This is a genomic window from Pseudomonas fontis (assembly GCF_028656955.1).
GTDB classification, from domain to species: Bacteria; Pseudomonadota; Gammaproteobacteria; order Pseudomonadales; family Pseudomonadaceae; genus Aquipseudomonas; species Aquipseudomonas fontis.
On record NZ_JAMDGY010000133.1, the window covers coordinates 1 to 26,124 of the forward strand.

At 64.5% G+C, this 26,124-nt stretch carries 26 protein-coding genes and 1 riboswitch; of the genes, 18 read left to right on the plus strand and 8 right to left on the minus strand.

Going from position 1 to position 26,124, the window contains the following annotated elements:
- Nucleotides 1-135: 135 nt before the first annotated feature.
- Both M5G11_RS26840 and M5G11_RS26845 read right to left on the minus strand, forming a co-directional pair.
- A complete protein-coding gene (locus M5G11_RS26840; RefSeq protein ID WP_273912262.1) occupies nucleotides 136-1,452 on the minus strand; it encodes a PQQ-dependent sugar dehydrogenase in 1,317 nt (438 codons plus the stop codon).
- A 66-nt stretch (nucleotides 1,453-1,518) separates the two neighbouring features.
- Nucleotides 1,519-2,097, minus strand: coding sequence for a hypothetical protein (locus tag M5G11_RS26845; protein WP_273912263.1), 579 nt, complete (start codon nucleotides 2,095-2,097; stop codon nucleotides 1,519-1,521).
- 150 nt (nucleotides 2,098-2,247) lie between these two features.
- Nucleotides 2,248-2,469, plus strand: a riboswitch (cobalamin riboswitch).
- 163 nt (nucleotides 2,470-2,632) lie between these two features.
- On the opposite strand from M5G11_RS26845, the gene cobO reads away from it, so the two are divergent.
- The 14 genes from cobO (at nucleotide 2,633) to M5G11_RS26915 (ending at nucleotide 14,026) form a co-directional block, all read left to right on the plus strand.
- Entirely contained in the window at nucleotides 2,633-3,244 is a 612-nt protein-coding gene (cobO, locus tag M5G11_RS26850) for a cob(I)yrinic acid a,c-diamide adenosyltransferase (RefSeq protein WP_273912264.1), read from the plus strand.
- Nucleotides 3,241-4,536 carry a cobyrinic acid a,c-diamide synthase CobB gene (locus tag M5G11_RS26855; RefSeq protein WP_273912265.1) on the plus strand — a complete coding sequence of 432 codons (1,296 nt, stop codon included), beginning with the start codon at nucleotides 3,241-3,243 and terminating at the stop codon, nucleotides 4,534-4,536. The genes cobO and M5G11_RS26855 overlap by 4 nt, the downstream gene beginning before the upstream one ends.
- Nucleotides 4,533-5,183 carry a 5,6-dimethylbenzimidazole synthase gene (bluB, locus tag M5G11_RS26860; RefSeq protein ID WP_273912266.1) on the plus strand — a complete coding sequence of 217 codons (651 nt, stop codon included), beginning with the start codon at nucleotides 4,533-4,535 and terminating at the stop codon, nucleotides 5,181-5,183. The genes M5G11_RS26855 and bluB overlap by 4 nt, the downstream gene beginning before the upstream one ends.
- Complete coding sequence (cbiB, locus tag M5G11_RS26865; RefSeq protein ID WP_273912267.1) at nucleotides 5,180-6,088, plus strand: adenosylcobinamide-phosphate synthase CbiB; 909 nt, start codon at nucleotides 5,180-5,182, stop codon at nucleotides 6,086-6,088. Before bluB ends, cbiB begins: the two co-directional genes overlap by 4 nt.
- Complete coding sequence (cobD, locus tag M5G11_RS26870) at nucleotides 6,081-7,073, plus strand: threonine-phosphate decarboxylase CobD (RefSeq protein WP_273912268.1); 993 nt, start codon at nucleotides 6,081-6,083, stop codon at nucleotides 7,071-7,073. Before cbiB ends, cobD begins: the two co-directional genes overlap by 8 nt.
- Nucleotides 7,070-8,524, plus strand: coding sequence for a cobyric acid synthase (locus M5G11_RS26875; protein WP_273912269.1), 1,455 nt, complete (start codon nucleotides 7,070-7,072; stop codon nucleotides 8,522-8,524). Before cobD ends, M5G11_RS26875 begins: the two co-directional genes overlap by 4 nt.
- 1 nt (nucleotide 8,525) lies before the next feature.
- Complete coding sequence (gene cobU, locus M5G11_RS26880) at nucleotides 8,526-9,047, plus strand: bifunctional adenosylcobinamide kinase/adenosylcobinamide-phosphate guanylyltransferase (RefSeq protein WP_273912270.1); 522 nt, start codon at nucleotides 8,526-8,528, stop codon at nucleotides 9,045-9,047.
- Nucleotides 9,044-10,099 carry a nicotinate-nucleotide--dimethylbenzimidazole phosphoribosyltransferase gene (cobT, locus tag M5G11_RS26885; protein WP_273912271.1) on the plus strand — a complete coding sequence of 352 codons (1,056 nt, stop codon included), beginning with the start codon at nucleotides 9,044-9,046 and terminating at the stop codon, nucleotides 10,097-10,099. The genes cobU and cobT overlap by 4 nt, the downstream gene beginning before the upstream one ends.
- Nucleotides 10,096-10,665 (plus strand): alpha-ribazole phosphatase family protein, encoded by a 570-nt coding sequence (gene cobC / locus M5G11_RS26890; protein WP_273912272.1) that lies wholly within the window; start codon nucleotides 10,096-10,098, stop codon nucleotides 10,663-10,665. The genes cobT and cobC overlap by 4 nt, the downstream gene beginning before the upstream one ends.
- Entirely contained in the window at nucleotides 10,665-11,393 is a 729-nt protein-coding gene (locus M5G11_RS26895; protein WP_273912274.1) for an adenosylcobinamide-GDP ribazoletransferase, read from the plus strand. The genes cobC and M5G11_RS26895 overlap by 1 nt, the downstream gene beginning before the upstream one ends.
- Before the next feature lie 243 nt (nucleotides 11,394-11,636).
- The gene (locus M5G11_RS26900; protein WP_273912275.1) at nucleotides 11,637-12,041 is read left to right on the plus strand and encodes a MarR family winged helix-turn-helix transcriptional regulator; all 405 of its coding nucleotides are present in this window, start codon (nucleotides 11,637-11,639) and stop codon (nucleotides 12,039-12,041) included.
- A 64-nt stretch (nucleotides 12,042-12,105) separates the two neighbouring features.
- Nucleotides 12,106-13,314, plus strand: coding sequence for an MFS transporter (locus tag M5G11_RS26905; protein ID WP_273912276.1), 1,209 nt, complete (start codon nucleotides 12,106-12,108; stop codon nucleotides 13,312-13,314).
- The gene (locus tag M5G11_RS26910) at nucleotides 13,311-13,433 is read left to right on the plus strand and encodes a hypothetical protein (RefSeq protein ID WP_273912277.1); all 123 of its coding nucleotides are present in this window, start codon (nucleotides 13,311-13,313) and stop codon (nucleotides 13,431-13,433) included. The genes M5G11_RS26905 and M5G11_RS26910 overlap by 4 nt, the downstream gene beginning before the upstream one ends.
- Nucleotides 13,434-13,474: 41 nt before the next feature.
- Nucleotides 13,475-14,026 carry a glutathione peroxidase gene (locus M5G11_RS26915; RefSeq protein WP_273912278.1) on the plus strand — a complete coding sequence of 184 codons (552 nt, stop codon included), beginning with the start codon at nucleotides 13,475-13,477 and terminating at the stop codon, nucleotides 14,024-14,026.
- A 4-nt stretch (nucleotides 14,027-14,030) separates the two neighbouring features.
- On the opposite strand, the gene M5G11_RS26920 is transcribed toward M5G11_RS26915, so the two are convergent.
- Complete coding sequence (locus tag M5G11_RS26920) at nucleotides 14,031-14,300, minus strand: DUF2798 domain-containing protein (protein WP_273912279.1); 270 nt, start codon at nucleotides 14,298-14,300, stop codon at nucleotides 14,031-14,033.
- A 115-nt stretch (nucleotides 14,301-14,415) separates the two neighbouring features.
- On the opposite strand from M5G11_RS26920, the gene M5G11_RS26925 reads away from it, so the two are divergent.
- Complete coding sequence (locus M5G11_RS26925) at nucleotides 14,416-15,342, plus strand: LysR family transcriptional regulator (protein WP_273912280.1); 927 nt, start codon at nucleotides 14,416-14,418, stop codon at nucleotides 15,340-15,342.
- Nucleotides 15,343-15,387: 45 nt separating this feature from the next.
- Here the strand turns inward: M5G11_RS26925 and M5G11_RS26930 are convergent, their stop codons facing one another.
- From M5G11_RS26930 to M5G11_RS26940, 3 genes are all read right to left on the minus strand, one after another.
- Nucleotides 15,388-16,671: an OmpP1/FadL family transporter gene (locus M5G11_RS26930; protein ID WP_273912281.1), complete on the minus strand. Its 1,284-nt coding sequence runs from the start codon at nucleotides 16,669-16,671 to the stop codon at nucleotides 15,388-15,390.
- Nucleotides 16,672-16,816: 145 nt separating this feature from the next.
- Nucleotides 16,817-17,299 (minus strand): hypothetical protein, encoded by a 483-nt coding sequence (locus M5G11_RS26935; protein WP_273912282.1) that lies wholly within the window; start codon nucleotides 17,297-17,299, stop codon nucleotides 16,817-16,819.
- Nucleotides 17,300-17,621: 322 nt separating this feature from the next.
- Nucleotides 17,622-17,849: a hypothetical protein gene (locus M5G11_RS26940; protein ID WP_273912288.1), complete on the minus strand. Its 228-nt coding sequence runs from the start codon at nucleotides 17,847-17,849 to the stop codon at nucleotides 17,622-17,624.
- A gap of 961 nt (nucleotides 17,850-18,810) precedes the next feature.
- Between M5G11_RS26940 and M5G11_RS26945 the strand changes: the two genes are divergently transcribed.
- Both M5G11_RS26945 and M5G11_RS26950 read left to right on the plus strand, forming a co-directional pair.
- Complete coding sequence (locus M5G11_RS26945) at nucleotides 18,811-19,137, plus strand: sel1 repeat family protein (protein WP_273912283.1); 327 nt, start codon at nucleotides 18,811-18,813, stop codon at nucleotides 19,135-19,137.
- Nucleotides 19,138-19,317: 180 nt separating this feature from the next.
- Nucleotides 19,318-20,703, plus strand: coding sequence for a DNA recombination protein RmuC (locus M5G11_RS26950; RefSeq protein WP_273912289.1), 1,386 nt, complete (start codon nucleotides 19,318-19,320; stop codon nucleotides 20,701-20,703).
- Here the strand turns inward: M5G11_RS26950 and M5G11_RS26955 are convergent.
- Together M5G11_RS26955 and M5G11_RS26960 are read right to left on the minus strand one after the other, a co-directional pair.
- Nucleotides 20,675-24,148: a PAS domain-containing hybrid sensor histidine kinase/response regulator gene (locus tag M5G11_RS26955; RefSeq protein WP_273912285.1), complete on the minus strand. Its 3,474-nt coding sequence runs from the start codon at nucleotides 24,146-24,148 to the stop codon at nucleotides 20,675-20,677. The genes M5G11_RS26950 and M5G11_RS26955 overlap by 29 nt on opposite strands.
- 126 nt (nucleotides 24,149-24,274) lie before the next feature.
- A complete protein-coding gene (locus M5G11_RS26960) occupies nucleotides 24,275-24,820 on the minus strand; it encodes a TetR/AcrR family transcriptional regulator (protein ID WP_273912286.1) in 546 nt (181 codons plus the stop codon).
- Between the two features lie 92 nt (nucleotides 24,821-24,912).
- Here M5G11_RS26960 and M5G11_RS26965 point away from each other — a divergent pair.
- On the plus strand, nucleotides 24,913-26,124 hold a 1,212-nt coding region (locus M5G11_RS26965), incomplete at its 3' end, for an MFS transporter (protein WP_273912287.1).

Here is a 26,124-nt window from a genome sequence, read left to right on the forward strand (position 1 = left end):
TTCAGCCTTGCCGGCGATTGCATCGACGCGGTGTCATTCACTGCGCGGTGCCTGCATCGCTGGCAAGGCCAGCTCCCACAGAGATTGCTGCAAGGCAGTTGCTCTCACGGGTATCACCGGCCCCGCGACCAACGTTCACTGCGCCTTGCTCACCCGCCAGATCACATTCCCCACATCATCCGCCACCAACACCCCACCCCGGTGATCGTTCACCACCCCCACCGGCCGCCCCATGGCGTTCTCGTCCTTGTCGAGGAACCCGGTCAGCAGGTCAATCGGCTTGCCCGCCGGCTTTCCTGCGGTACTGAACGGCACGAACAACACCTTGTAGCCACTGTGCGGCTTGCGGTTCCACGAGCCGTGCTGGCCAATGATCGCGCCCTGATCAAACGGCGCCGGCAATGCCCCCGGCTCGGCAAACGTCAGCCCCAGCGAAGCGGTATGCGGCCCCACCGCATAATCCGGAGCAATGGCCTTGGCCACCAGGTTCGCATCCTGCGGCTGCACACGCACATCCACATGCTGCCCGTAATAGCTGTAGGGCCAGCCATAGAAGCCACCGTCCTGCACCGAGGTGATGTAGTCCGGCACCAGGTCGCTGCCGATCTCGTCACGCTCGTTCACGGCCGTCCACAACTGCCCGCTGTGCGGCTCCCAGGCCAGGCCATTGGGGTTGCGCAGCCCTGAAGCGAACAGGCGGTGCTCGCCGCTGGCGCGGTCGACCTCCCAGATCGCCGCCCGGCCTTTTTCCTGGTCCATGCCGTTTTCACCGACATTGCTGTTCGAACCGACAGTCACGTAGAGCTTGCTGCCGTCAGCACTGGCGATCACGTTCTTGGTCCAGTGATGGTTCAGCGGCCCGCCCGGCAGATCGACCAGCGGGGTGCCAGGGGCCTTGATCGAGGTCGCCCCGGGCTCATACGGGAAGCGCAGCAGCCGGTCGGTGTCGGCCACATAGAAGTCGTTGCCGACCAGGGTCATGCCGAACGGCGAATTGAGATTTTCGAGAAAGGTCGTGCGGGTATCGGCCACACCATCGTTGTTGCTATCACGCAGCAGGGTGATGCGGTTGGCGCTCGGCACGCCGGCGCCTGCCCGGCCCATGATTTTCTTGGCTATCCAGCCGCGTATGCCCTGGTCGTCGTCCGGCTTTGCCGGGCCATTGGTCTCGGCCACCAGCACATCGCCATTGGGCAGCACATACAGCCAGCGCGGGTGGTCGAGCTTGTCGGCGAAGGCCTGCACCTGGGTGCCCGGCGCCGCCACGGGTTTGCCGCCCGCTGGCCAGCCGACAGCCGGGGCGATATTGACGGTGGGGATGAGCGTCTTGTTCGGCTCCGGCAGTTGCGGCGATGGCCCGCTGCCAGCGCCGACGTCCAGGCGGGCGCTTTCGCCGCAGGCGGCCAGCCCGCCGCTGACTACCAGCAGCAGTGCAATATGTGGGGTGCGCATGATCGAAGTCCCTCGCGATGGCGGCGTACTACTGCAATAGAAGCACGCCGGCCTGGCAAGGTTCCGTCAAGCCTGCTTGAGCAACAGGATGATGCCGGGGTGATACTGCCCCAGTTCGGTGTGCAATTTGCGATAACCATAGGGGAAGAACCAGGCAATCGCACAGGCCGTGTGCTTTTGCAGGTCATCGACCAGGTCCTGCAGCTCTTCGGGGCTGGCGTGCTGGCCGGCTTTCCAGGGGCTGGCGAACAAGGTCGCGATCTTCAGCTGGCTGGGGTAGGCCACCTGCCTGGCCAGTGCGGCGGTTTCCGCCAGGGCTTCATTCAAGTCGAGCTTGCCGATTTTCGGCCAGCGTTGTTCCACGTGCAGGTAGGCCGACTCTTCTCGGCTGGCGATCAGCAGGTCGCAGCGTCGCTCGCGTTCGCCTTCGGATCGCTGCTTTTTGCTCTGGCCGGCTTGCAAGGTCACCAGCTCGGCCTGCCAGGCTGCCGCCGACAATATGCCGATATTGGCCTGTGCGCCTTGCCAGTAAGGCGCTTCAGCGTCGCCCAGGACCTGATTGAAACGTTCAATGCACTCGTTCCAGCGTTCCAGCGCCGGGCGCAGGAACTCCAGGCGCGGGTTGTTGATGATCAGGCCTTGCATGCTGCGCTCTCCTATTCATTGTTGTGAGATTCGCCACAAGTAATGGCTTAGTGATATCACCGTTGCGAGTGTCGCACAAGGTGACAGATGTGCCATTGATCGGGGTCGGTGTGCGCACCTTTAATTGACGCTCCGGGCCCAACCCTCTAACCTTCGCGGCTTGTTTCAGGTGCTCTGCGGCCGATGGCTTGGCAGGGTGAAACTGGGAAGCCGGTGAGCGCATGCAGTGCGCGATTCCGGCGCTGCCCCCGCAACGGTAAATGAGTCAAAGCGCGTGCATGGCCACTGGGAAAACCCCGGGAAGGCGCACGTTCTGGCGGCTGCCAAGCCCCGCTCATGAGCCCGGAGACCGGCCTGTTACAGCCAACGGCATCACGGAGGGTGATGCGCGGACCCCTGCGGCCAAAGGCCGAGCCCTGCGCGTTTTCCGTGTGCCATCCACTCATCTGTCGTGCCGTCCCTTCCTGCGCTGCTCGCCACCTTTGGCGTGAGCGCTGCCTACCTGGCGCCGACGGCTGCCTGCGGAGAACCCCCGATGACCGAATCCACTGACCGTGACGAACGCCACCTGGCGCGCATGCAGCGCAAGAAAGCCATCATCGACGAACGCATCGCCAGCTCGCCCAATGAATGCGGCCTGCTGCTGGTGCTCAGCGGCAATGGCAAGGGCAAGAGCAGCTCGGCCTTCGGCATGCTCGCGCGGGCCTTGGGCCACGGTATGAAAGGCGGCGTGGTGCAGTTCATCAAGGGTCGCAACAGCACGGGTGAAGAGTTGTTCTTCCGTCGCTTCCCGGAGGAAGTGCGCTACCACGTGATGGGCGAGGGGTTCACTTGGGAAACCCAGGACCGCCAGCGTGACATCGCCGCCGCCGAAGCCGCCTGGGCGGTGTCCCGCGAGCTGCTGCAAGACCCGAGCATCGGCTTTGTCGTGCTCGACGAATTGAACATCGCCCTCAAGCACGGCTACCTTGACCTGGACCAGGTGCTCAGCGACCTGCAGGCGCGCCCGCCGATGCAGCATGTGATCGTCACCGGTCGCGGCGCCAAGCCGGAAATGATCGAGCTGGCGGATACCGTCACCGAAATGGGCATGATCAAGCACGCCTTCCAGGCCGGCATTCGTGCCCAGAAGGGCGTCGAGCTATGAGGCAAACCCGGCATTGCCCGGCGGTACTGATCGCCGCACCGGCCTCCGGCCAGGGCAAGACCACCGTCACCGCCGCACTGGCCCGCCTGCACCGCAATCAGGGGCGCAAGGTGCGGGTATTCAAATGCGGGCCGGACTTTCTCGACCCGATGATCCTCGAACGTGCCAGCGGCCACCCGGTGTATCAACTGGACCTGTGGATGGTCGGCGCCGAAGAAAGCAAGCGCCTGCTGTGGGAAGCGGCAGGCGAAGCCGACCTGATCCTGATTGAAGGGGTGATGGGGCTGTTCGACGGCACGCCGTCCAGCGCCGACCTGGCCCGGCACTTTGGTGTACCGGTGCTGGCCGTAATCGACGGCACGGCAATGGCCCAGACCTTTGGTGCCCTGGCGCTTGGCCTGGCGCGCTACCAGCCGGACCTGCCGTTTGCCGGGGTGCTGGCCAATCGGGTCGGCACCTTGCGCCATGCGCAATTGCTTGAGGGCAGCCTGACGGAAGGCCTGCGCTGGTATGGCGGGCTTTCGCGGGAGACCGGCATCGAGTTGCCAAGCCGGCACCTGGGCCTGGTGCAGGCCAGCGAACTGACTGACCTCGACCTGCGCCTGGACGCTGCGGCCAAGGCGCTGGGGGAGAGCTGCGAGTCGTCGCTGCCGCCGGCGGTGGCGTTTGCCGCGCCTGAGGTCAGCACCGCCGAGCCATTGCTGGCTGGCGTGCGCATTGCTGTCGCGCGTGATGAAGCCTTCGCCTTCACCTATGGCGCGAGCCTGGACCTGCTGCGGGCGATGGGTGCTGAACTGAGCTTCTTCTCGCCAATTCACGACAGCGCGCTGCCACCTGCCGACAGCCTGTACCTGCCGGGTGGCTACCCGGAGCTGCACCACCAGGCCCTGGCGGCCAACGCGCCGATGCTCGCGGCCATTCGCGGCCACCATGCCGAAGGCAAGCCGCTGCTGGCCGAGTGCGGCGGCATGCTGTATCTGCTCGATTCGCTGACCGACGTCGCCGGCGAGCGCGCCGAACTGGTCGGCTTGCTGGCGGGCGAGGCGGTCATGCAGAAGCGCCTGGCAGCGCTGGCCCTGCAAGCGGTGGAGTTGCCGGAAGGCACCCTGCGCGGGCACACCTACCATCACTCGTTGACCAGCACCACGCTTGAGCCCATCGCCCGTGGCCAGAGCCCGAATGGTGGCCGAGGTGCAGAAGCGGTCTACCGCATTGGCCGCTTGACGGCGTCCTACGTGCACTTCTATTTCCCCTCCAACCCCGCGGCGCTGGCGGCGCTGTTGGCGCCATGAGCGAACTGGCGTACAGCGCTGCCGAGCGCGCGGCGGTGTACCGCGCCATCGGCGAGCGGCGCGACATGCGCCACTTTGCCGGCGGCGAGGTGGCCCCGCAACTGCTGGCCCGGCTGCTTGAGGCCGCACACCAGGCGCCCAGTGTCGGCCTGATGCAGCCCTGGCGGTTTATCCGCATCACCCGGCGCGACCTGCGCCAGCAGATCCAGGCGCTGGTCGAGGATGAGCGGGTACGCACTGCCGAAGCGCTGGGGCAGCGTTCGGACGATTTCATGAAGCTCAAGGTCGAAGGCATCAACGACTGCGCCGAGGTGTTGGTGGCGGCGTTGATGGATGAGCGCGAGAAACACATCTTTGGCCGGCGGACCTTGCCGGAAATGGATCTGGCGTCGTTGTCCTGCGCCATCCAGAATCTTTGGTTGGCGGCGCGTGCGGAAGGCCTAGGCATGGGCTGGGTGTCGCTGTTCGACCCGCAGGCGTTGGCCGATCTGCTGGGTATGCCGGCTGGGGCCAAGCCGCTGGCGATCCTCTGCCTGGGCCCGGTAGAGGCGTTTTATCCGGCGCCGATGCTGGCGCTCGAAGGCTGGGCCGCACCACGGCCACTGAGCGAAATGCTGTACGACAATCAATGGGGAGAGCAGGAATGAGTGTGGCGTTGTTGACGGTTGCCGGCGTGGCGCTGGATGCGCTGCTGGGGGAGCCTCAACGTCGGCACCCGCTGGTCGCGTTTGGGCGGATGGCCGGGCGCCTGGAGCAGCGCTTCAATGCCGGCGGGCGTGGCTGGCGCAGCCATGGCGTCACCGCCTGGTTCCTTGCCGTGGTGCCGCTGACCCTGCTGGCCACTGCGCTGTCCTGGCTGCCCTATATCGGCTGGGTGGTGGAGATCCTGCTGCTGTATTGCGCGCTTGGCCTGCGTAGCTTGGGCGAGCATATCCGCCCGGTGGCCGAGGCGTTGCGCGCAGGGGATCTGGACGAAGCGCGGCGCCGGGTCGGGTACCTGGTCAGCCGCGAAACCACCGAGCTGGATGAAACTGCCGTGGCTCGCGCTGCCACCGAGTCGGTGCTGGAGAACGGCAGTGACGCGGTGTTCGCCGCGCTGTTCTGGTTTGTTGTGGCCGGTGCGCCCGGGGTGGTGCTGTACCGCCTGAGCAATACCCTGGACGCCATGTGGGGCTATCGCAACGAACGCTTCGAGCGCTTCGGCTGGGCGGCGGCGAAGATCGATGATGTGCTCAACTACATTCCGGCGCGCCTGGTCGCGCTGACCTACGCGCTGCTGGGCAAGACCCGCCTGGCGCTCAAATGCTGGCGTACCCAGGGCCCGACCTGGGACAGCCCGAATGCCGGGCCGGTGATGGCCTCCGGTGCCGGTGCGCTGGGTGTCGAGCTCGGTGGCGCGGCGGTCTATCATGGTGAGTTGCACCAGCGTGCGCCGCTGGGCGAGGGTCCGCAGGCCGATGCCGATGCCATTGAACGTGGCTGGCGGCTGGTCTGTCAGGGTGTCTGGTTGTGGTTGTTGCTCTTGTGCCTGGGGGCAGAATTCTATGCTTGAACACGGTGGTCGCCTGCAGCGGGCGATACGCGAATACGCTATCGCCCAGGACGACTGGGTGGACCTGTCCAGCGGCATCGCGCCCTGGCCCTTCGCGATTCCCGAGATCCCGATCCGCGCCTGGGCGCGCCTGCCGGAGACCGACGATGGCCTGGAGCAGGCTGCCGCCGAATTCTATGGTGTGAGTCAGTTGCTACCGGTGGCCGGTTCGCAGGCGGCGATCCAGGCCCTGCCGCGTTTGCGCCGCAGCGGCAAGGTCGGCGTGCTCTCGCCGTGCTACGCCGAGCACGCCGAAGGCTGGCGCCGCGCCGGGCACCGGGTGCGCGAGCTGAGCGAGGACCAGGTCGAGTTCTACCTCGACAGCCTGGATGTGCTGGTGGTGGTCAACCCGAACAACCCGACCGGGCACAAACTGGCGCCTGAGCGTTTGCTCGAATGGCACGCCAAGCTGGCCCAGCGCGGTGGTTGGCTGCTGGTCGACGAAGCATTCATGGACAACACCCCGGGGCAAAGCATCGCCGCGCAAACCTGGCGAAGCGGTTTGATCGTGCTGCGCTCGTTCGGCAAGTTCTTTGGCCTGGCCGGCGTGCGGCTGGGCTTTGTGCTGGCTGAACGGCAGTTGCTGCAATTGCTGGCGGAACAGCTGGGGCCGTGGGCCATCAGCGGTCCCACGCGGATACTCGGGCAGGCCTGCCTGCTCGACCGCGCCGCGCATCAGTTGCAGATCAAACGCTGTGCCGAGGCCAGTGCACGGCTGGCCAAAACCCTCGAAGCCGCCGGCCTTAAACCCGCCGGGGGCTGTGACCTGTTCCAGTACCTGGAGCTGGATCAAGCCGACGAGCTGTACGAATTCATGGCCCGTCGCGGCATTCTGCTGCGACTGTTCAGCGTCACCTCAAGCCTGCGCTTCGGCCTGCCGGCTGAAGAATCCGACTGGCAGCGCCTGACCCAGGCCCTGGCCGAATACCGCAAGGAACACCCATGACCACCCTGATGGTGCAAGGCACCACCTCCGATGCCGGCAAGAGCACCCTGGTGACCGCGCTGTGCCGCTGGCTGACCCGCCAGGGCGTCAGCGTGGTGCCGTTCAAGCCGCAGAACATGGCGCTCAACAGCGCCGTGACCGCCGATGGCGGCGAGATCGGCCGGGCCCAGGCCGTACAGGCGCAGGCCGCCGGGCTGGCGCCGCACACCGACATGAACCCGGTGCTGCTCAAGCCCAACAGCGACACCGGGGCGCAGGTGATCATCCATGGCCGCGCCGTCACCAGCATGAACGCGGTGGCGTACCACGACTACAAATCCATCGCGATGAAAGCGGTGCTGGCTTCGCATGAGCGCCTGAGCGCGGCCTATCCGGTGGTGATGGTCGAAGGCGCCGGCTCGCCGGCCGAGATCAATCTGCGCGCTGGCGATATCGCCAACATGGGCTTCGCCGAGGCGGTGGATTGCCCGGTGATCCTGATTGCCGATATCAACCGGGGCGGGGTGTTCGCGCATCTGGTGGGCACCCTTGAATTGCTCTCGCCGACTGAACAGGCGCGGGTGAAGGGGTTCGTGATCAACCGTTTTCGCGGCGACATCGCCTTGCTCCAGCCGGGCCTTGACTGGCTGGAGGAGCGCACCGGCAAACCGGTGCTCGGCGTGCTGCCCTATGTGATGGACCTGCATCTGGAAGCCGAGGACGGCATCGACCAGCGCCAGGGCGACAAGCAGGCGCAGGTGTTGAAAGTCATCGTCCCGGTGCTGCCGCGCATCAGCAACCACACCGACCTGGACCCGCTGCGCCTGCACCCGCAGGTCGACCTGCAGTTCATCGGCCCGGGCCAGGCGATCCCGCCGGCCGACCTGATCATCCTGCCCGGCTCCAAGAGCGTGCGCAGTGACCTGGCCCAGTTGCGCGAGCGCGGCTGGGAGGAGGCCATCGCCCGCCATTTGCGGTATGGCGGCAAGCTGCTGGGCATTTGTGGCGGCTTGCAGATGCTCGGCATGCGCGTCGACGACCCGCTCGGGCTTGAAGGCCCGGCGGGCAGCAGCCCGGGGCTGGGCTGGCTGGACTACGTCACCGAACTTGAGGCCGAAAAGCAGCTGCGCAATATCGGCGGCACCCTGTCGCTGGAGCAGGCGGCGATCAGCGGCTATGAAATCCACGCCGGGGTCACCCGTGGCCCGGCCCTTGAGCGGCCGGCCGTGCAGCTGGAAGACGGCCGTTGCGACGGGGCGATCAGCGCCGATGGGCAAATCCTCAGCACCTATCTGCACGGCCTGTTCGAATCGACGGCGTCCTGCGCCGCGCTGCTGCGCTGGGCGGGGTTGAGCGAGGTCGAGCACGTCGACTATCACGCCCTGCGCGAAGTGGATATCGAACGCCTGGCGGACCTGGTGCAGAACCATCTGGACTGCGACCGGCTCCGTCAACTCTGTGGGCTGAACTGACATGCTCAACCTGATCCTCGGCGGCGCCCGCTCCGGCAAGAGCCGCCTCGCCGAACAGCGCGCGCAGGCCAGTGGCCTGGCCGTCACCTACATTGCCACCAGTGAACCGCTGGACGGCGAAATGAGCGCGCGGGTGCGCCTGCACCGCGAGCGTCGCCCGGCCGAATGGGCGCTGATCGAAGAGCCGCTGGCGCTGGCCCGGGTGCTGCGCGAACAGGCGGCGGTGCAGCGTTGCCTGCTGGTCGATTGCCTGACCCTGTGGGTGACCAACCTGCTGATGCTGGACGACCCCGAGCGCCTGGCCGCCGAACGTGACGCGCTGCTCGAATGCCTGCCGACGCTGCCAGGTGAAATCATTCTGGTCAGCAACGAGACCGGCCTGGGCGTGGTGCCCATGGGCGAGCTGACCCGGCGCTACGTCGATGAAGCCGGCTGGCTGCATCAGGCCGTGGCTGAGCGCTGCCAGCGTGTGGTGCTGACCGTTGCGGGTCTCCCGCTTACCCTCAAAGGATGCGAATCATGAGTCAAACCTGGTGGCTGAACGCCTGTCGTCCTGTAGCGGCTGACATGCGCGAGCAGGCCTTGGCGCGTCAGCAGCAACTGACCAAACCGGCCGGCTCACTGGGCCGGCTGGAGCAGTTGGCGGTGGAACTGGCTGGGCTGCAAGGCCAGCTCAAGCCAAGCGTGCAGCAGCTGTGGATCGCGATTTTTGCCGGTGACCACGGTGTGGTTGCCGAAGGCATCTCGGCCTATCCGCAAGCCGTGACCGGGCAGATGCTGCTCAACTTCGTCAGCGGTGGGGCGGCAATCAGTGTGCTGGCGCGCCAGCTGGACGCGCGCCTGGAAGTCATCGACCTGGGTACGGCGACGCTTGAGCAGGAACTGCCGGGTGTGCGCCACCTGCACATCGGGCGTGGCACGGCAAACTTCGCCGAGGTTCCGGCAATGACGGCCGAGCAAGGCCAGCAGGCCTTGCAGGCCGGCCGGGACAGCGTGCTGCGGGCGCGTGAGGCGGGCACCCAGCTGTTTATCGGTGGCGAGATGGGCATCGGCAATACCACCGCGGCCAGCGCGCTGGCGAGCGTGTTGCTCGGGTGCGCCGCCAGTGAACTGACCGGCCCGGGCACCGGCCTGGATGCGCAGGGCGTGCAGCACAAGGCGGCCGTCATCGAGCGTGCCCGCGTGACCCATGCCGGGTTGGCGGATGATCCGTTGCAGCAGTTGTTCTGCTTTGGTGGTTTCGAGATCGCGGCGCTGGTGGGGGCGTACCTGGCCTGTGCGCAGGAAGGCGTTGCGGTGCTGGTGGACGGTTTTATCTGCACGGTGGCGGCGCTGACGGCAGTGCGCATCAACCCCGGTTGCCGGGCGTGGCTGTTCTTCGGTCATCGCGGTGCGGAGCCTGGACACCGCCGCGTGCTGGCCGAGCTTGAGGCCGAGCCGTTGCTGGAGCTGGGCTTGCGCCTGGGCGAAGGCAGCGGGGCGGCGTTGGCGGTGCCGCTGCTGCGTCTGGCCTGCGACCTGCATGGGCAGATGGCGACCTTTGCCGAGGCGGCTGTGGCGGATCGCCCGGCATGATCCTTGACCTGCTGCGCCATGGTGAAACCGAACTGGGTGGCGGCCTGCGCGGCAGCCTCGACGATGCGCTTACCGAGCAGGGCTGGGCGCAGATGCGTGAAGCCGTGGTCGCGGGCGGCCCGTGGGACCGGCTGATTACCTCGCCATTGCAGCGCTGTGCGCGGTTTGCCGAGGAGCTGGCGGGCCTGCGCGGTGTGCCATTGAGCGTTGAGGCGGATGTGCAGGAGCTGCATTTCGGCGAGTGGGAAGGGCGTAGCGCTGCCGAGTTGATGCAGAGCGATGAGGCGGGCCTGGGCAAGTTCTGGGCAGACCCCTATGCCTTCACCCCGCCGGGTGGCGAGCCGGTCGAAGCCTTTGCCGCGCGGGTGCAGGGCGCGTTGGCGCGATTGCAGCAAAAGCATGCGGGCGAGCGCGTGTTGCTGGTGACCCACGGCGGCGTGATGCGCCTGCTGTTGGCCCAGGCGCGGGGGCTGCCGCGTGAGCAGTTGCTGCAGGTCGAGGTGCGTCATGGCGCGCTGTGTCGTCTGGTACTGCAGGGTGATGGACAGTGGCGGGAAGCGGGCTGATGCTGCCGTTCTGGATTGCCCTGCAATTTCTCAGCAGCCTGCCGGTGCGTTTGCCGGGGATGCCGGCGCCTGCGCAGATGGGGCGTTCATTACTGTTCTATCCGCTGGTGGGGTTGTTGTTTGGCGCTGTGCTCTGGGGCTTGAACCTGCTGCTGGCGGGTAGCCCGCTGTTGCTGCATGCGGCGCTGCTGTTGTGCGCCTGGGTGTGGCTGAGCGGGGCGTTGCACCTGGATGGCCTGGCGGACAGCGCGGATGCCTGGCTGGGCGGGTTTGGTGATCGGCAGCGCACGCTGACGATCATGAAGGACCCGCGCAGCGGGCCGATTGCCGTGGTGGTGCTGGTGCTGGTGCTGCTGGTCAAGTTTGCCGCCTTACTGGCGCTGATCGAGGCCGGGCAAGGGCTTGCCTTGCTGCTGGCGCCGGTGCTGGGGCGGGCGGCGTTGCTGGGGCTGTTCCTGGGCACACCCTATGTGCGCAGCGGCGGCCTGGGGCAGGCGTTGGCTGATCATCTGCCGAAGCGGGCGGGGTGTATGGTGCTGGCGCTGAGTGTGCTGGGCTGTGTGGCGCTGGCCGGGTGGAGCGGGGTGCTGTCGGTCGCCGTGGCGGTCGCGGTGTTTGTGCTGTTGCGCCGGGTGATGATGCGCCGGTTGGGTGGCACCACCGGGGATACGGCCGGGGCATTGCTGGAGTTGCTGGAGGTAGCGGTGTTGGTGGGGTTGGCGCTGTGAGTCGCCAGTGATTCATTGATCCATTGGGCCCCATCGCCGGCAAGGCCGGCTCCCACAGGGATTTATAGCGCGGCGAATACCTCTGTGGGAGCTGGCCTTGCCAGCGATCGAGTGCAAGGCACTCGCATGGCAGTCGCCAGCCAATCCGCTGCCCCTACGCCGGCAATACCAACCGCTGCAGAAGCCATCTCAGGCTGAATTATTTCCTTGTGTTACGGCGGATGCGGGTATATACACCTATTCATGTTGACCAGTGAATGCATCTGCACCCATTTGCGTCGTGCCGCCCGTGGGGTGAGCCGGCATTACGACGAGGCCCTTGAAGGCTTCGGCATCAATGTCGCCCAGTTTTCCCTGCTGCGCCACGTTCGCCGACTCGACCAACCGAGCATCTCCAGCCTGGCCGAAGCCATGGGTCTGGACCGCAGTACGCTCGGGCGCAACGTCAAGGTGCTCGAAGCCGAAGGCCTGCTGGCCCTGGCTGAAGGCAACGACCTGCGCAATCGACTGGTGATCCTGACCGAGCAGGGCAAGGCGCGCGTACTCGCCGCTGAACCCGCCTGGGAAGCCGCGCAACGCAGCCTGGTCGACAACCTGGGCGAAGCCCAGCGCGATGAGCTGGTGCGTTTGCTGGAGCAACTTGCGTGAGTTTTTTACAAGTCTAAGCGGGTATATACCCGCAAACCCTTGCTGCAGTCGGGAGAAAACAACAATGACATCGGTATGGCGGACCAGTGGTTGGATTCTTGTGGGGGCAGCGCTGATCCTGGCCCTGTCGTTGGGTGTGCGCCACGGCTTCGGGCTGTTCCTGGCGCCGATGAGCGCCGACTTTGGCTGGGGGCGCGGAGTCTTCGCCCTTGCCATCGCCTTGCAGAACCTGGTCTGGGGCCTGGCGCAACCATTCGCCGGGGCCCTGGCTGATCGCCTCGGCGCCGCCAGGGTGGTGATGATCGGTGGCATTCTCTACGCCGTCGGCCTGATCCTGATGGGCTTGTCCGACTCGGCCCTGACGTTGTCGCTGAGCGCCGGCCTGTTGATCGGCATCGGCCTTTCCGGGACCTCCTTCTCGGTCATCCTCGGCGTTGTTGGCCGCGCCGTACCGCCTGAAAAACGCAGCATGGGCATGGGCATCGCCAGTGCCGCAGGCTCCTTCGGCCAGTTCGCCATGCTGCCCGGCACCCTCGGCCTGATCGAGTGGCTGGGCTGGTCTGCCGCGCTGCTGGTACTCGGCCTGCTGGTCGCGCTGATCGTCCCGCTGGTGCTGATGCTGCGGGACAAGCCGTTGCCGCTACAAGGCCATGATCAGACCCTGGGCGAAGCACTGCGCGAAGCCTGCTCGCATTCGGGGTTCTGGCTGCTGGCGCTGGGTTTCTTCGTCTGCGGCTTCCAGGTGGTCTTCATTGGCGTGCACCTGCCAGCCTACCTGGTCGATCAACACCTGCCCGCGACCATTGGCACCACGGTGCTGGCGCTGGTCGGGCTGTTCAATATCGTCGGCACCTACACCGCCGGCTGGCTCGGTGGGCGAATGTCCAAGCCGCGCCTGCTGACCGCGTTGTACCTGTTGCGTGCGGTGGTCATCGTGTTGTTCCTCTGGGCCCCGATTACCGAGTTCAGCGCCTACCTGTTCGGTATCGCCATGGGCCTGCTGTGGCTGTCGACCGTACCGCTGACCAACGGCACCGTGGCCACCCTGTTTGGCGTGCGCAACCTGTCGATGCTCGGTGGCATCGTGTTCCTGTTCCACCAGTTGGGCGCGTTCCTCGGTGGCTGGCTGGGTGGCGTGGTGTATGACCGCACGGGCAACTATGACCTGGTCTGGCAGATCTCGATCCTGCTCAGCTTGCTCGCGGCCGCGCTGAACTGGCCGGTACGTGAGCGCCCGGTTGCGCGCCTGCAGGCGCAAGCGGGGGCGGCGTGAGTCGGGTCCGCCTGTGGCTGGCAGGGCTGCTGTTGGCGGCCTTGCTGCTGACCCTCGCCTGGTGGGGTTGGCAGCGCGGCGGGCTGGCATTGATGCAATTGGGCATGGGCGTCTGCTAGGCGTAAGCTGTGCTTCTGCACCTACGCTTGGGAGAAGGAAGATGCGCATACGCTGGATGCTGGTCCCACTGTTCATGCTGGCTGGCGCGGGCGGCGCGTTGGCGGCGCAATGCCCTGAACTGCTGCGGGGCGATCTACCCAAGCTGCGCGCCAAGGAGCAGGTCAACCTGTGCGAGCAGTTCGCCGGCAAGCCGCTGGTGGTGGTCAATACCGCCAGCTATTGCGGTTTCGCGCCGCAGTTCGAAGGCCTCGAGGCCGTCTACAAGGAGTATCAGGGCCAAGGCCTGGAGATGCTCGGCGTACCTTCCAACGACTTCAAGCAGGAAGCCAAGGACGCCGCAGAGACCGCCAAGGTCTGCTATGCCAACTACGGCGTGACCTTCACCATGACCGAGCCGCAGCCGGTGCGCGGCGCCGACGCTACCCACCTGTTCCGCGAGCTGGCCAAGCAAAGCAATGCGCCGAAATGGAATTTCTACAAGTACGTGGTCGATCGCCAGGGCAAGGTGGTCGCCAGCTTCTCCAGCCTGACCAAGCCGGATGATCCGCAGTTCAGGGCCGCCATCGAGCAGGCTATCGCTTCGCACCCTTGACGCTTCAGGGTTTGTTGGAGGCCGGGTGCACGGTCCAGGCCACCAGCTTGAGGACGATCGGGCGCACCACCAGCACGCAGGCGAAGGCGACGGGCATGGCCAGTTGGTAGGCCTTGAGTGCATTGGCCACATAGCCTTCGCCCAGGCCGCTGTTGGCGGCGGTGATGACGAAGCACATCAGCAGCGCCATGATCGACGACATGTACAACGCGAAGACGTAGGGCGTGGCGCGTACGCCGAGTTTGCGGCGGCGGGTGAGGGTGGTTGAGGTCATGCGGGCTCCTTCAGGTTCAACGGAGCGCGCAGGTTAACAAGCGGATTTGCCTGTCAGTAGACGTCGGGGGGTTAGGTCTTTATAAAGGGAATCTTACGAATAGCGGAGATTTCCCTTGAACCTGCTCGGCTCGATCAAGAGTTTCGTCAAGGTCGTGGAAGCCGGCAGCATTGCCGCTGGCGCGCGCAGCCTTGGCCTCAGTGCAGCGGCCGTCAGCCAGAATATTGCCCGTCTTGAAGCGCACCTGCAGGTGCGTTTGCTGGCCCGTACTACCCGCAGCATGTCGCTGACCCCCAGTGGTACGCAGTACTACGAGCGAGTCAGGCATATCGAGCGTGACCTGGCGCAGGCGCAGGTGGCGGTCACTGCGGTGGACAGCGAGCCGCAAGGGCGCTTGTGCATCGCCTCCAGCTCGGCCTTCGCCCGCCATGTGCTGGCGCCGTTGATCCCGGCATTCTGCGCACGCTACCCGCTGCTTTCGATTGAGTTGATTACGAATGATCGCAAGGTCAATCACGCTCGGGAGGCGGTGGACATCAGTGTTCGCATCACCCCGCAGATGGAGGAGGGCTTGGTGGCGCGACAGATCGCGCGCATTCCCTTCATCTGCTGCGCCGCCCCTGAATATTTGGAGCAGGCCGGTTGGCCGCAGACTCCGGAAGCACTCAAGCAGCATCGTTGCCTGGTGTTTCGCTACCCGGTCGATGGCCGCTTTCTGCGCTGGGGGTTTGTTCGCGATGGGCTGCGTTTCGATGCCGAGTTTGGTCCCGTGCTGATCAGCGACGACATTGATACCTTGGCGCAGATGGCTGCCAATGGCGGCGGCGTCACCCGGCTGGCGGAGTTTATCGCGCGGCCGTACTTGCAGCGGGGTGAGCTGGTGCGCTTGTTCGAGTACTCGCAGCCTGGGCGTGCCTACGCGCAAACCGAGCCGATGGAGGTCTACCTCTGCGTGACCGACCGCTTTGCACTGACGCCCAAGGTGCGCGTGTTCATGGATTACGTGCAGGAGCAGTTGCAAGGTGTCTGGCCAGCAGAATGAAAAAAACCGCCGTGAAGGCGGTTTTTTCATGCAGCAAGGCTGAAATCAGAAGCGGTAGGTGAGGGATGCACCCAGGCCGTGAGCACTGTTTTCATACTTGGCGTTGTACGAGCCCTTGAAGTGAGCACGGTCAGCTGCCGAAGTGGTCATGTTGATCTTCGCGTCTTCTTCCCACAGGTAGGAGTAGGCCACGTCGATGGTCATGTCTTCGCTCGGGCTCCAGCCAGCGCCCAGGCTGATTGCCTTGCGGTCGCCAGTCGGGATGCGCGGCGAGCGGTTGACGTTGTTGGTTGGCGACTGGTCGACGCTGAAGCCAGCGCGCAGGGTCCATTCCTTGTTCACTTTGTAAGCTGCACCAATGGCGTGGGCCCAGGTGTCGTGCCAGTTCTGCTCTTCGCTGATCTGACCGAGGCCAGGTGCCAGTGCGGCTGGAACGCCCTTGTTGTTCACGGTGATGGCTTCCAGGCGGCTCCAGCGGGTAAAGGTGCTACCGGCATAGAGGGTCCAGTTGTCATCCAGTTCGTGGGTGACCGACAGGTCAACCGATTCCGGGGTTTTGATTTTCAGCGAAGCGTCGAACTTGCTGCCGCTGAAGACGCTGAAACCGGAACCTTGAATCTTGGTGTCGCCTTCAAGCTTGTAGTCGACCATCGAGTGGTAGGTCAGGCCTACGCGGGTGCGGTCAGTGGCCTGCACCAGGATGCCGACGTTGTAGCCGATAGCGGTGTCGTCACCGGAAATCTTCACCTTGCCGTCATTGCGGCCCAGCGAGCCGGCGTTCAGTGACGCGGACTCAAGGGTGCCATCGATACGGTTGATGGTCGGGCCGAAACCGATCGAGACCTTGTCGTTGAAGGCGTAGCTGATGGTTGGCTGCAGGGTGACGACCTGTACTTCGCTCTTGCTGCCGAAGTAGCGGCCGGCGAAGCCGTTTTCATAGTCGGTGACCAGGCCGAACGGCGCGTACATGCCGAAGCCGAAGGTCCAGTTTTCGTCGATTGGCTTGACGTAGTAGCCCATCGGGACGCCCACGAACGGGACCATGTCGCCGTCGTTGCTGCCACCGAAGGTGCTGCTGGCGTTGCTGATGTCGGTCTTGGCGATGATTGCAGCGCCACCGACAGTTACTTGTTCACGTTTCAGGCGAGACATGCCGGCAGGGTTGCCGAACACGGTGCTGGCATCATCGGCAGAAGAAGAACGCCCGGCGAAACCTGTACCCATACCGCTGATACTTTGTTCGTTGAGGGCAAAACCACTGGCAAACAGTTGTGTCGAAGCCACGGCTACCGCAACACTGAGCGAGGTTTTGAGTATTACTTTTTTCATTATTAGAACTCCTTGGGATCACCGTGGCGCAAAGTACCAACATTTTTGGGGCGGCGCTATAGGCTGTATCGCAGGAGATAGAGCGGTTTTGTAGGACAATCTGACCATAATTGCGAGATTTGTCGAGGTCCATCTCGTGCGGGAATCAGCAGGCTTGCAACGTGACCGGGGCAACACAGGCTTGCCAGGCGCGGGTGAAATCACACAGCCGGCCTTGTGGCTGGAATGTTTGACGCCAGATTCTCGCCAAGCCTAGCAGGTCATCGGCGGCCGGCAATGCTGGCGATTGCTCTTCGATGAGCATCCAGGCGATGGCGGTGGCGTAGCGCAGGTTGACGGTCAGTTCCAGGTGCGGGCCGGCGAGGAAGGCGTGCTGGCTGGCAAGGCCGCGAACCAGGCTGGCAAGCTCCGGGTCGCGAGCGAGATACTCGTCCCAGAGCGTCTGGTGGCGGTTTTCGCCGATACGGTAGAGGCCATGGCCACGACGGTCGTGGAGGGCCGAGCCGAGGGCTGACTGGCTGGCTGCGACCCCTAGCAGCAGGGCCTCGGCGCTGGGGCAGTGACGGCCCAGGTAGATCAGCGTGGGGCGGATCACGAATTGACTCAACTCGCTCGCGGCGATACCCATAGTGCCCTCGAACTGGAAGATGGCCGACGGGACGCTGGTGCTTGGCAGCGGGTGGATCGGTCAGGCCCGTCGGAAGCGGTCCAGGCCGCTTGAGTTGAAGTGTAGTGTCATATTCATGCTGTAAAGGGCTGTTTTTAAATCATTTGTAGCTTCTGCCCAGACCGCATATGCAGTTCTGGACTTAAAGCCAAGCCGAATAATGCCGGGCATTCGTGTATTTCCGGAAGCGTCCTACAGGTTCTATCGACCTGTTTCCCGAGCTGCAGATGCAAAAAGCCCCACTTTATAAGCGGGGCCCTTGGGTCTTGCCGGTTAGCGAGCCTTACGCGATCAATGACTGGCGCGTGCGGTCGATAACGGCCTGCAGTGGGGCAGGCGTGGTGTACTGCTCCGGGTACAGGCGTTCGCTGTGCTGAGCGATACCGTTGTCGTCGACCAGGGTGAAGCTGAAGCTACCCTTGCGCGACGAAGCCAGGATAAGGCAGTTCAGGGGGGCAAAGGCCTGGGTTAGGGTGCGAATCGCAGCCTGAGTATTAATGGATTGAGTCATCATTATTGGAAGTTCCTGCAAAAGTCACGGATTCAGATCCGCATACGCTTAAAACGTTCCAGTAGCGCTCGGCTTTAGGGCTACGAGCGAAGAACCTGACTGGAACAGGGCAGCCAGTGGTGAGCGCATTTATAATGTGGCGCTGGGGCTGACTGGTAGGTACTCAGAGGACAGGCAATAAATCAGGGCAAAGGTTCGATGCCGCTGGGAAAGATCCTGTTCAATCTGCAGGTTGACTCGGCAGGGAGGTAAAGGTTGCCTGGGAGTCATCAAGTGGGCCGGTCCTGGTTTCAACAGGGCCTGTTCGTAAGGTAGGTGAACAGGGCAACTGTAAGGACTGCTTTGGCCAGAATTGAGTTTCAGCTTGGTACTAACGGCGGCAAGACTACAACAGCTTGTTGATTAGTGCAAGCCCCCGTGCTTTTTATTCGCGGAGCCGGCCAGTATCTCGCTTTATGGCCTCTCTGTGAAGGGGGGCAGCAGGCCACCTGACAGCCTGCTGAGCCATTTTCGTGCAGTTGCGCGCCTCGCATTGAGGCAGCTGTGCACATATGACGCAGGGCCTGTAACGACAATGCAACATCCCCGCGCGGCGCTGCTGATGCCTAGGTCAGGTTTACAAGTCAATGAAAAAAAAACACTTTTTTTAGCTGGTGAAAAAATCGTCAGTTTGAGCGAAGCCCCCATTCTACCGGGGTTTGCGGGGTGTTAAACGGGGTTGTCCACCGAGTTATCCACAGCTTCTGTGGATTGTCCCGTGCGCTTGCTCTAGGACGGGCGTGCCAGCTAATTCGGATCTGTCTGACAATCCTCCTTGCGGTTTTCCGACTGGCCGAATAGCCGTCTGAAACGTCAAGAAAAAAACTCGCACCAGAATGAAAAAAACTGTGAAGAACGCTCGGCCATTGTCGGAAAAATGAAGTAGAGTGGCGCGCCTCACGAGTTGCCTGCACTGTTTTTTATGAAGTTTCGCAGCAAAAGCCCCGATTCGACCTCATCCGTCACCCCTCCAGCTGAACCCAAGCGCCTGTCGCTCAAGGTAGCCCTGTGGCTGCTCGACAACCCGCACCTGGGTGAAAACCGCAACATCAAGCACTTTGCCGGGCGCCTGCTGAAAACCCCGGCGCGCCAGGGTGTGGTGGTGGCGCAAAGCCGGCTGGGGCAGATGCTCTGCCGTGATTGCGGCACTGCCCGTGACCGGCGCATCGGCCATGAGCTGTTGCGCCAGGCCGCGCGTGCCGGCGACCAGGGCGCCCAACTGCTGCTCAAGCAATTGCCGTCTGGCTGAGTGCGCGGCGCCTCGGGGCTGTTAAGCTCTGGGAAGTTTTCCTAGGGGGTGAGCATGCTGTCGATGGCTGCAATGGATCTGACCAGCATTTTGCTGGGCATGCTGGTCAGCGCGGTGCCTGCGGTGATCGTGCTGGTGCAGTGGCAGCGCCGCGTTGCCGGGCAACAGGCCCAGGCCGCGCTGAGCGAGGAGCGCTTGAACAGCGCCGTGCTCGCGCAGGAGGGGCTGACGGCGCAACTCGATGCCAGCCGAGACGAAATCAGCGACCTGGGCCAGGCCAACGCGGCCAAGCAGGCCACGCTGGCTGCGCAGAACCGAGAGCTGGAGCTGCTGCAGATCGATCGCGACAACGCACGTGACGCTGCACATGCCTGGCAACTGGAGCGTGCAAGCCGCGAAGCCGAGCTGCGCCGCCTGGACGCCCAGTGTGCGGCGATGGGCGCCGAGTTGCGCGAGCAGCAGGACAGCCACGCCCAGCGCCTCGCTGATCTGCAGGGTTCGCGTGATGAGCTGCGGGCGCAGTTCGCTGAAATGGCCAGCAAGATCTTCGATGAGCGCGAGCAGCGTTTCGCCCAGACCAGCCATCAGCATTTAGGTCAGTTGCTGGACCCGCTCAAGGAACGTATCCAGGCATTCGAAAAGCGCGTGGAAGAGAGCTACCAGCACGAAGCCCGTGAGCGCTTCTCGCTGGCCAAGGAGCTGGAGCGCCTGCAGCAACTGAACCTGCGCCTGGGTGAAGAGGCCAACAACCTCACCCAGGCCCTCAAGGGGCAGAAGACCCAGGGCAACTGGGGCGAGCTGATCCTGGAGCGGGTGCTGGAGCAGGCGGGCCTGGAGAAGGGCCGCGAGTACCAGACCCAGGTCAGCCTCAAGAGCGCCGACGGCGAGCGCTTCCAGCCGGACGTGCTGATCATGCTGCCCGGTGACAAGCAGGTGGTGGTCGACTCCAAGGTCAGCCTCACCGCCTACCAGCAATACATCAGCGCGCCCGACAGCGAGGTCGCCCAGGTGGCCCTCAAGCAACACGTGCTGTCATTGCGAAATCACGTCAAAGGGCTTTCCGGCAAGGACTACAACCGTCTGGAAGGTCTGCACAGCCTGGATTTCGTCCTGCTCTTCATTCCCATCGAGGCGGCCTTTTCGGCAGCCTTGCAGGCGGAGCCGAACCTGTTCCAGGAGGCTTTCGACCGGCAGATCGTCATCGTCAGCCCGACCACCTTGCTGGCGACCTTGCGGGTTATCGACAGCCTGTGGAAGCAGGAGCGCCAGAGCCAGAACGCCCGCGAAATCGCCGAGCGTGCCGGCTGGCTGTACGACAAGTTCGTGTTGTTCATCCAGGACCTGGACGAGCTCGGCAGCCGTTTGCAGCAGGTCGACAAGGCTTACGCGGCGGCCCGCAACAAGCTCTGCGAAGGGCGTGGCAACCTGATCAGCCGCAGTGAACAGCTCAAGCTGCTCGGCGCCCGCGCCAGCAAGAGCTTGCCGGCCGAGCTGCTGGAACGGGCGATGAGCGACACCGACACCTCGCCCGAACGGGTTACTGAACCAGGCTCAGATGGCGATTGAGCAGGGCACGCAGGGCGGCCGGCTTGACTGGCTTGCTCAGGTAGTCGAGGCCGGCGGCATGCACCTTGGCCACGGTTTCGCCATGGCCGTCGGCGCTGATCACCACACCGGGTACAGGCTCGCCCAGGCGGGTGCGTAGCCAGGCCATCAGTTCGGTGCCGATCTCGCCGTCATCCAGGTGATAGTCCACCAACGCCAGGTGCGGGCGCAGGCCCTCGTCGAGCAGGGCGGCGCATTCTTCGCGGTTGCGCGCGGTCCAGACTTGGCAACCCCAGCGGCTGAGCAGGCTGTTCATGCCGATCAGGATGCTGTCTTCGTTGTCCACGCACAGCACGTGCAGGCCGGCCAGCGGTTGCCCGGCCTGTTCGGCGGGCTTTGCCACGGCAACCGCCGGCGTCGTGGCCAGCGGCACCTTGACCCGGAACACGCTGCCTTTGCCGGCCCACGAGCGCACTTCCAGTGGATGACCGAGTACCTTGCACAGGCCGTCGGCAATCGCCAGGCCCAGGCCCAGGCCTTTTTCGGCGCGGGTCTGGTGGCTGTCCAAGCGTTTGAATTCTTCGAAAATCACCTGCAACTTGTCGTTGGCAATGCCTGGGCCACGGTCCCAGACCTCTAGCCACAGATGGTCGCGCTTATGCCGTACGCCGAGCAGAATCGGGCTCTTGCCGTAGCGGAAGGCGTTGGTCAGGAAGTTCTGCAGGATCCGCCGCAACAGCTTCATGTCGCTGTTCACGCGGCGTGCGCTACCGCGTACGCGAAAATCCAGGCCCTGCTGCTGCGCCAGCACCTTGAACTCGGTGCCCAGGGTGTCGAACAGCTCGCTGAGGGCGAAGGGCTTGGCGTCCGGGGTGATCTTGCCGTTTTCCAGGCGCGAGATATCCAGCAGGTCGCTGATCAGCTCTTCCGCCGAGCGCAGCGAGCTGTCCATGTGCTGGACCAGTTGCTGGGCATCGGCGGACAGCCCGTCACCCTGGTGCGAGAGGGCAGCGGAGAACAGCCGCGCGGCGTTCAGCGGCTGCATCAGGTCATGGCTGACGGCGGCGAGGAAGCGCGTCTTGGACTTGTTCGCGGATTCGGCGTGGCTCTTCGCTTCGGTCAGCGCCTGGTTGAGCTGGGACAGTTCGTGGGTACGCTCGGCGACACGCTGCTCCAGGCCTTCGTTGGAGTCCTTGAGGGCCTGCTCGGCTTCGCGGAACGGGGTAATGTCGGTGAAGCTCATGACGAAACCGCCGCCCGGCATCGGGTTGCCGATCAGCTCGATCACCCGGCCATTGGGGAATAGCCGCTCGGAGGTATGCGCGCGGCCCTGGCGCATCCAGTGCAGGCGCCGGGCCACGTGGACCTGGGCTTCGCCCGGCCCGCACAACCCGCGTTCGGCGTTGTAGCGGATGATGTCGGCAATCGGCCGGCCGACACTGATCAAGCCGTCGGGGTAGTTGAACAGTTCCAGGTAGCGGCGGTTCCAGGCCACCAGGCGCAGCGACTGGTCGACCACGCTGATGCCCTGGCTGATGTTCTCGATCGCGCCCTGCAACAGGGCGCGGTTGAATTGCAGCACTTCCGAGGCTTCGTCGGCGATGCGCACGACGTCCTCCAACTGCATGTCGCGGCCCTCGATGGCGGCCTTGACCACCGCGCGGGTGGAGGAGGCGCCGAGTACGCCGGCCAGCAGCCGCTCGGTGTGCTCGATCCAGTCGCCGTCGGCGTTCTGGTTGGGGTTGAAGCCCTTGCCCTGGCGGTAGGCGAAACGGATGAAGCTCTGGCGTGCACGTTCTTCACCGACGAAGCGCGCCGCGAGGCTCAGCAGGTCCTCGATCTGCACCGCCAGCAACGAACGGTTGCTCGGCCGGGCACTGGTTTCCTGGCCGATGAAGCGCCCGGCTTGCCAGTGTTCGGACACCCGCGTGCGGGACAGGATCGAGACCCAGGCAAACAGCGTGAAGTTGCCCGCCAGTGACAGCACCACACCTTGCGTCAGTGGGGTGATCGGCAGGTCCAGCGGGTTGCCGTGCAGCCAGGCCAAGCCCGGGAACAGGTCCAGTGACCAGCCCACGCTGTGCGCGGCAATCGGCAGCACCAGGGTGTAGAACCATAGGAAGATCCCCGCCGCCAGGCCTGCGAATACGCCGCGGCGGTTGGCCTGCTTCCAGTACAGCGCGCCGAGCATCGCCGGGGTCAGCTGGGTGACGGCGGCAAAGGCGACCTGGCCGATGGTCGCCAGGCTCGCGGTGGAGCCGAGCAAACGGTAGGCCACATAAGCCAGCAACAGGATCACCACGATGGTCACCCGTCGCACCGAGAGCATCCAGTGACGGAACGCCTCGAACGGCCGCTCGGCATTGTTGCGCCGTAGCAGCCACGGCAGCAGCATGTCGTTGGAGACCATGGTCGACAGGGCCACGGCCTCGACGATGACCATGCCGGTGGCCGCCGAGGCGCCGCCAATGAAGGCCAGCAGGGCCAGCGCCGGGTGCGCTTCGGCCAGTGGCAGGCTGATCACGTAGGAGTCCGGGATCACCCCGGGCAGCAGCATCTGCCCGGCCAGGGCAATCGGCACCACGAACAGCGCGGCGAGGATCAGGTAGATCGGGAACACCCAGCGCGCCAGGCGCAGGTCCTGCGGCTCGATGTTCTCCACCACGGTGACGTGGAACTGGCGCGGCAGGCAGACGATGGCCATCATCGCCACGCCGGTCTGCACGATCATCGATGGCCAGTTGACCGTCTCTTTCCAGAAGCCCTCCAGGTGCGGGGCCAGGCGCGCCTGGCTGAACAGGTCATCGAAACCGTCGTACAGGCTGAAGGTAATGAAGGCGCCCACGGCGAGGAAGGCCAGCAGCTTGACCAGTGACTCGAACGCAATCGCCAGGACCATGCCACGGTGGTGCTCGGTCACGTCCAGGCTGCGCGTGCCGAAAACGATACTGAACAGTGCCAGCACCAGCGAGACCACCAGCGCGGTGTCCTGCACGCGGCTGCCGGTGGCGTCGGCGCTGTCGCCGATCAGCAGGTTCACCCCGAGCACGATGCCCTTGAGCTGCAAGGCGATATACGGCAACACGCCGACCAGGCAGATCAGCGCCACCACCACCGCCAGCGACTGCGACTTGCCGTAGCGCGCGGCGATGAAGTCGGCAATCGAGGTGATGTTTTCCTGTTTGCTGATCAGCACCATCTTCTGCAGCACCCAGGGTGCAAACAGCAGCAACAGCACCGGCCCCAGGTAGATGGGCAGGAAGGCCCAGAGTTGTTCGGCCGATTGCCCGACCGCACCGAAGAACGTCCAGCTGGTGCAGTACACCGCCAACGACAGGCTGTACACCCAGGCACGCAGGCGCGGCGGCAACGGTGTGCGGCGGCGGTCGCCGTAGAAGGCGATGGCGAACATGATGGCCATATAGGCCAGGGCGACCGCTGCGATCAGCCCACTGGACAGCGACATGACAACTCCGAACGAAAATATGCGCGCGCCGCCAACCGTGGCAGCCTACCTCGATCAATCAGTCTGGCACGCCGCTCGCAGTTCGTCAGCGCCGACCAAGGTAGCAGTGGCAGAGCGTCGCAGGTTTCATTCGGGCAGCGTCATGTCGAGCAGGGCGTAGAGCTGCTCCAGCGTCGGCGGGGCTTCGGCGAACAGGGTGCGGTAGACGGTTGGGGCGACGATCAGGTCAAGCAGGCGGTCGATGTCCGGCAACGGCTCGCCGCGTGCCTGCGCGCGGTCGAGTATTACCTGCAACTGCCCACGCAGGATGTTGGTGCAGTAACCGGGGCAGGCGCTGCTGAGCACATCGCGCATCAGGTTGCGGCCAGGCTCCGAGGTGATCTCGTCGAGGTACTGCTCGGTCCAGGCGCGCAGGTCGCCGCGCAATGTACCGGTGTCGCTGGGGGCGGTGTCCGGCAGCAGGCGCTCGACCGCGACATCGGCGAGCAAGGCGGCCAGTTCGCCCCAGCGGCGGTAGATGGTCGAGGGGGTGACCCCGGCGCGGGCGGCAATCAGCGGGACGGTCAGGCTCGCGCGGTCCTGCTCCTTGAGCAAGGCGCGAACGGCCGCATGGACTGATGCCTGCACACGGGCGCTGCGACCGCCGGTGCGTATACCTTCTTTAATAGCCATGGCGGCGACCTTAACACAAAGGGTTTGCGTTAAGGGGGCGAGGCGCGCAGACTCCGCAAAAGCTAAATAGTCGCTTTAGCGGAGTCCTGATCATGTTCGCATTCTTCAATGCCCCGGCTTCAAGGCGCTTTCGCCTGATGTTCCTGGCGATTGCCTTGCTCGGCTTCCTCGCTGCCTCGAGCACGCCGACGCCGCTGTACCACTTGTACCAGGAAGCCTGGCAGTTTTCGGCGGCAACCCTGACGCTGATTTTTGCGGTGTACGCGCTGAGTTTGCTGGTGGCGTTGCTGACGGTGGGGTCGCTCTCGGATTACCTGGGGCGTAGGCCGCTGATGTGTACGGCGCTGGTGCTGGAAAGCATCGCCATGCTGTTGTTCCTGCTGGCCGACAGTGTCGGCTGGCTGATCGCCGCGCGAATGTTGCAAGGGTTTGCCACCGGCATGGCCACCAGCGTGCTGGGTGCGGCTCTGCTGGATATCGACCGTGAGCAGGGCCCGTTGGTCAACAGCCTGACGCCGCTGCTGGGCATGGCCAGCGGTGCGCTGGGTACCAGCCTGCTGGTGGAATATGCGCCGTGGCCGTTGCATCTGGCCTATGGCGTGTTGCTGGTGCTGTTTGTCGTGCAGGCAGCGCTGGTTTGGCGCTTGCCGGAGAGTGTCAGTCGCCAGCCCGGCGCGCTGGCGTCGTTGCGACCAAGCCTGCATGTGCCGCCACAGGCCAGGGCGGCAGTGTGGCGGATGTTGCCGGTGAATGTCGCAGGCTGGTCGGTGGGCGGGTTCTTCCTGTCGCTGGCGCCGTCGTTGGTGCGTGAGGCGACCGGCTCGACCTCGAACCTGGTGGGTGGCGGGCTGGTGGCGGCGTTGACGGTCACCGGGGCCATTGCGATCTATCGTCTGCGCTTGCGTGCGGCTGAGCAGATTCTGTGGTTGGGTACCGGCGTACTGGCCAGTGGCATGCTGTTGATGCTGTTGGCGTTGTACACGGGGGCCTTGAGCCTGTTCTTCCTGGCGACGGTGGTGACCGGTGTCGGCTTTGGCGCGAGCTTCCTCGGGGCCTTGCGCAGCATCATGCCGCTGGCCGAGGCCCATGAGCGGGCAGGGCTGATGGCGACGTTCTATGTGCTGAGCTACCTGGCGTTCTGCGTGCCGGCGATGCTGGCCGGGTGGATGGTGCACAGTGTCGGCCTGCTGCTGACGGGGGAGGTGTATGCGTTGGGGGTGATCGGGTTGTGTGTGCTGGCGGGCGTCTTGAGTGTGCCCAGAGGCAATCGCCGGCAAGGCCGGCTCCGGGACTGTCAGATTTTT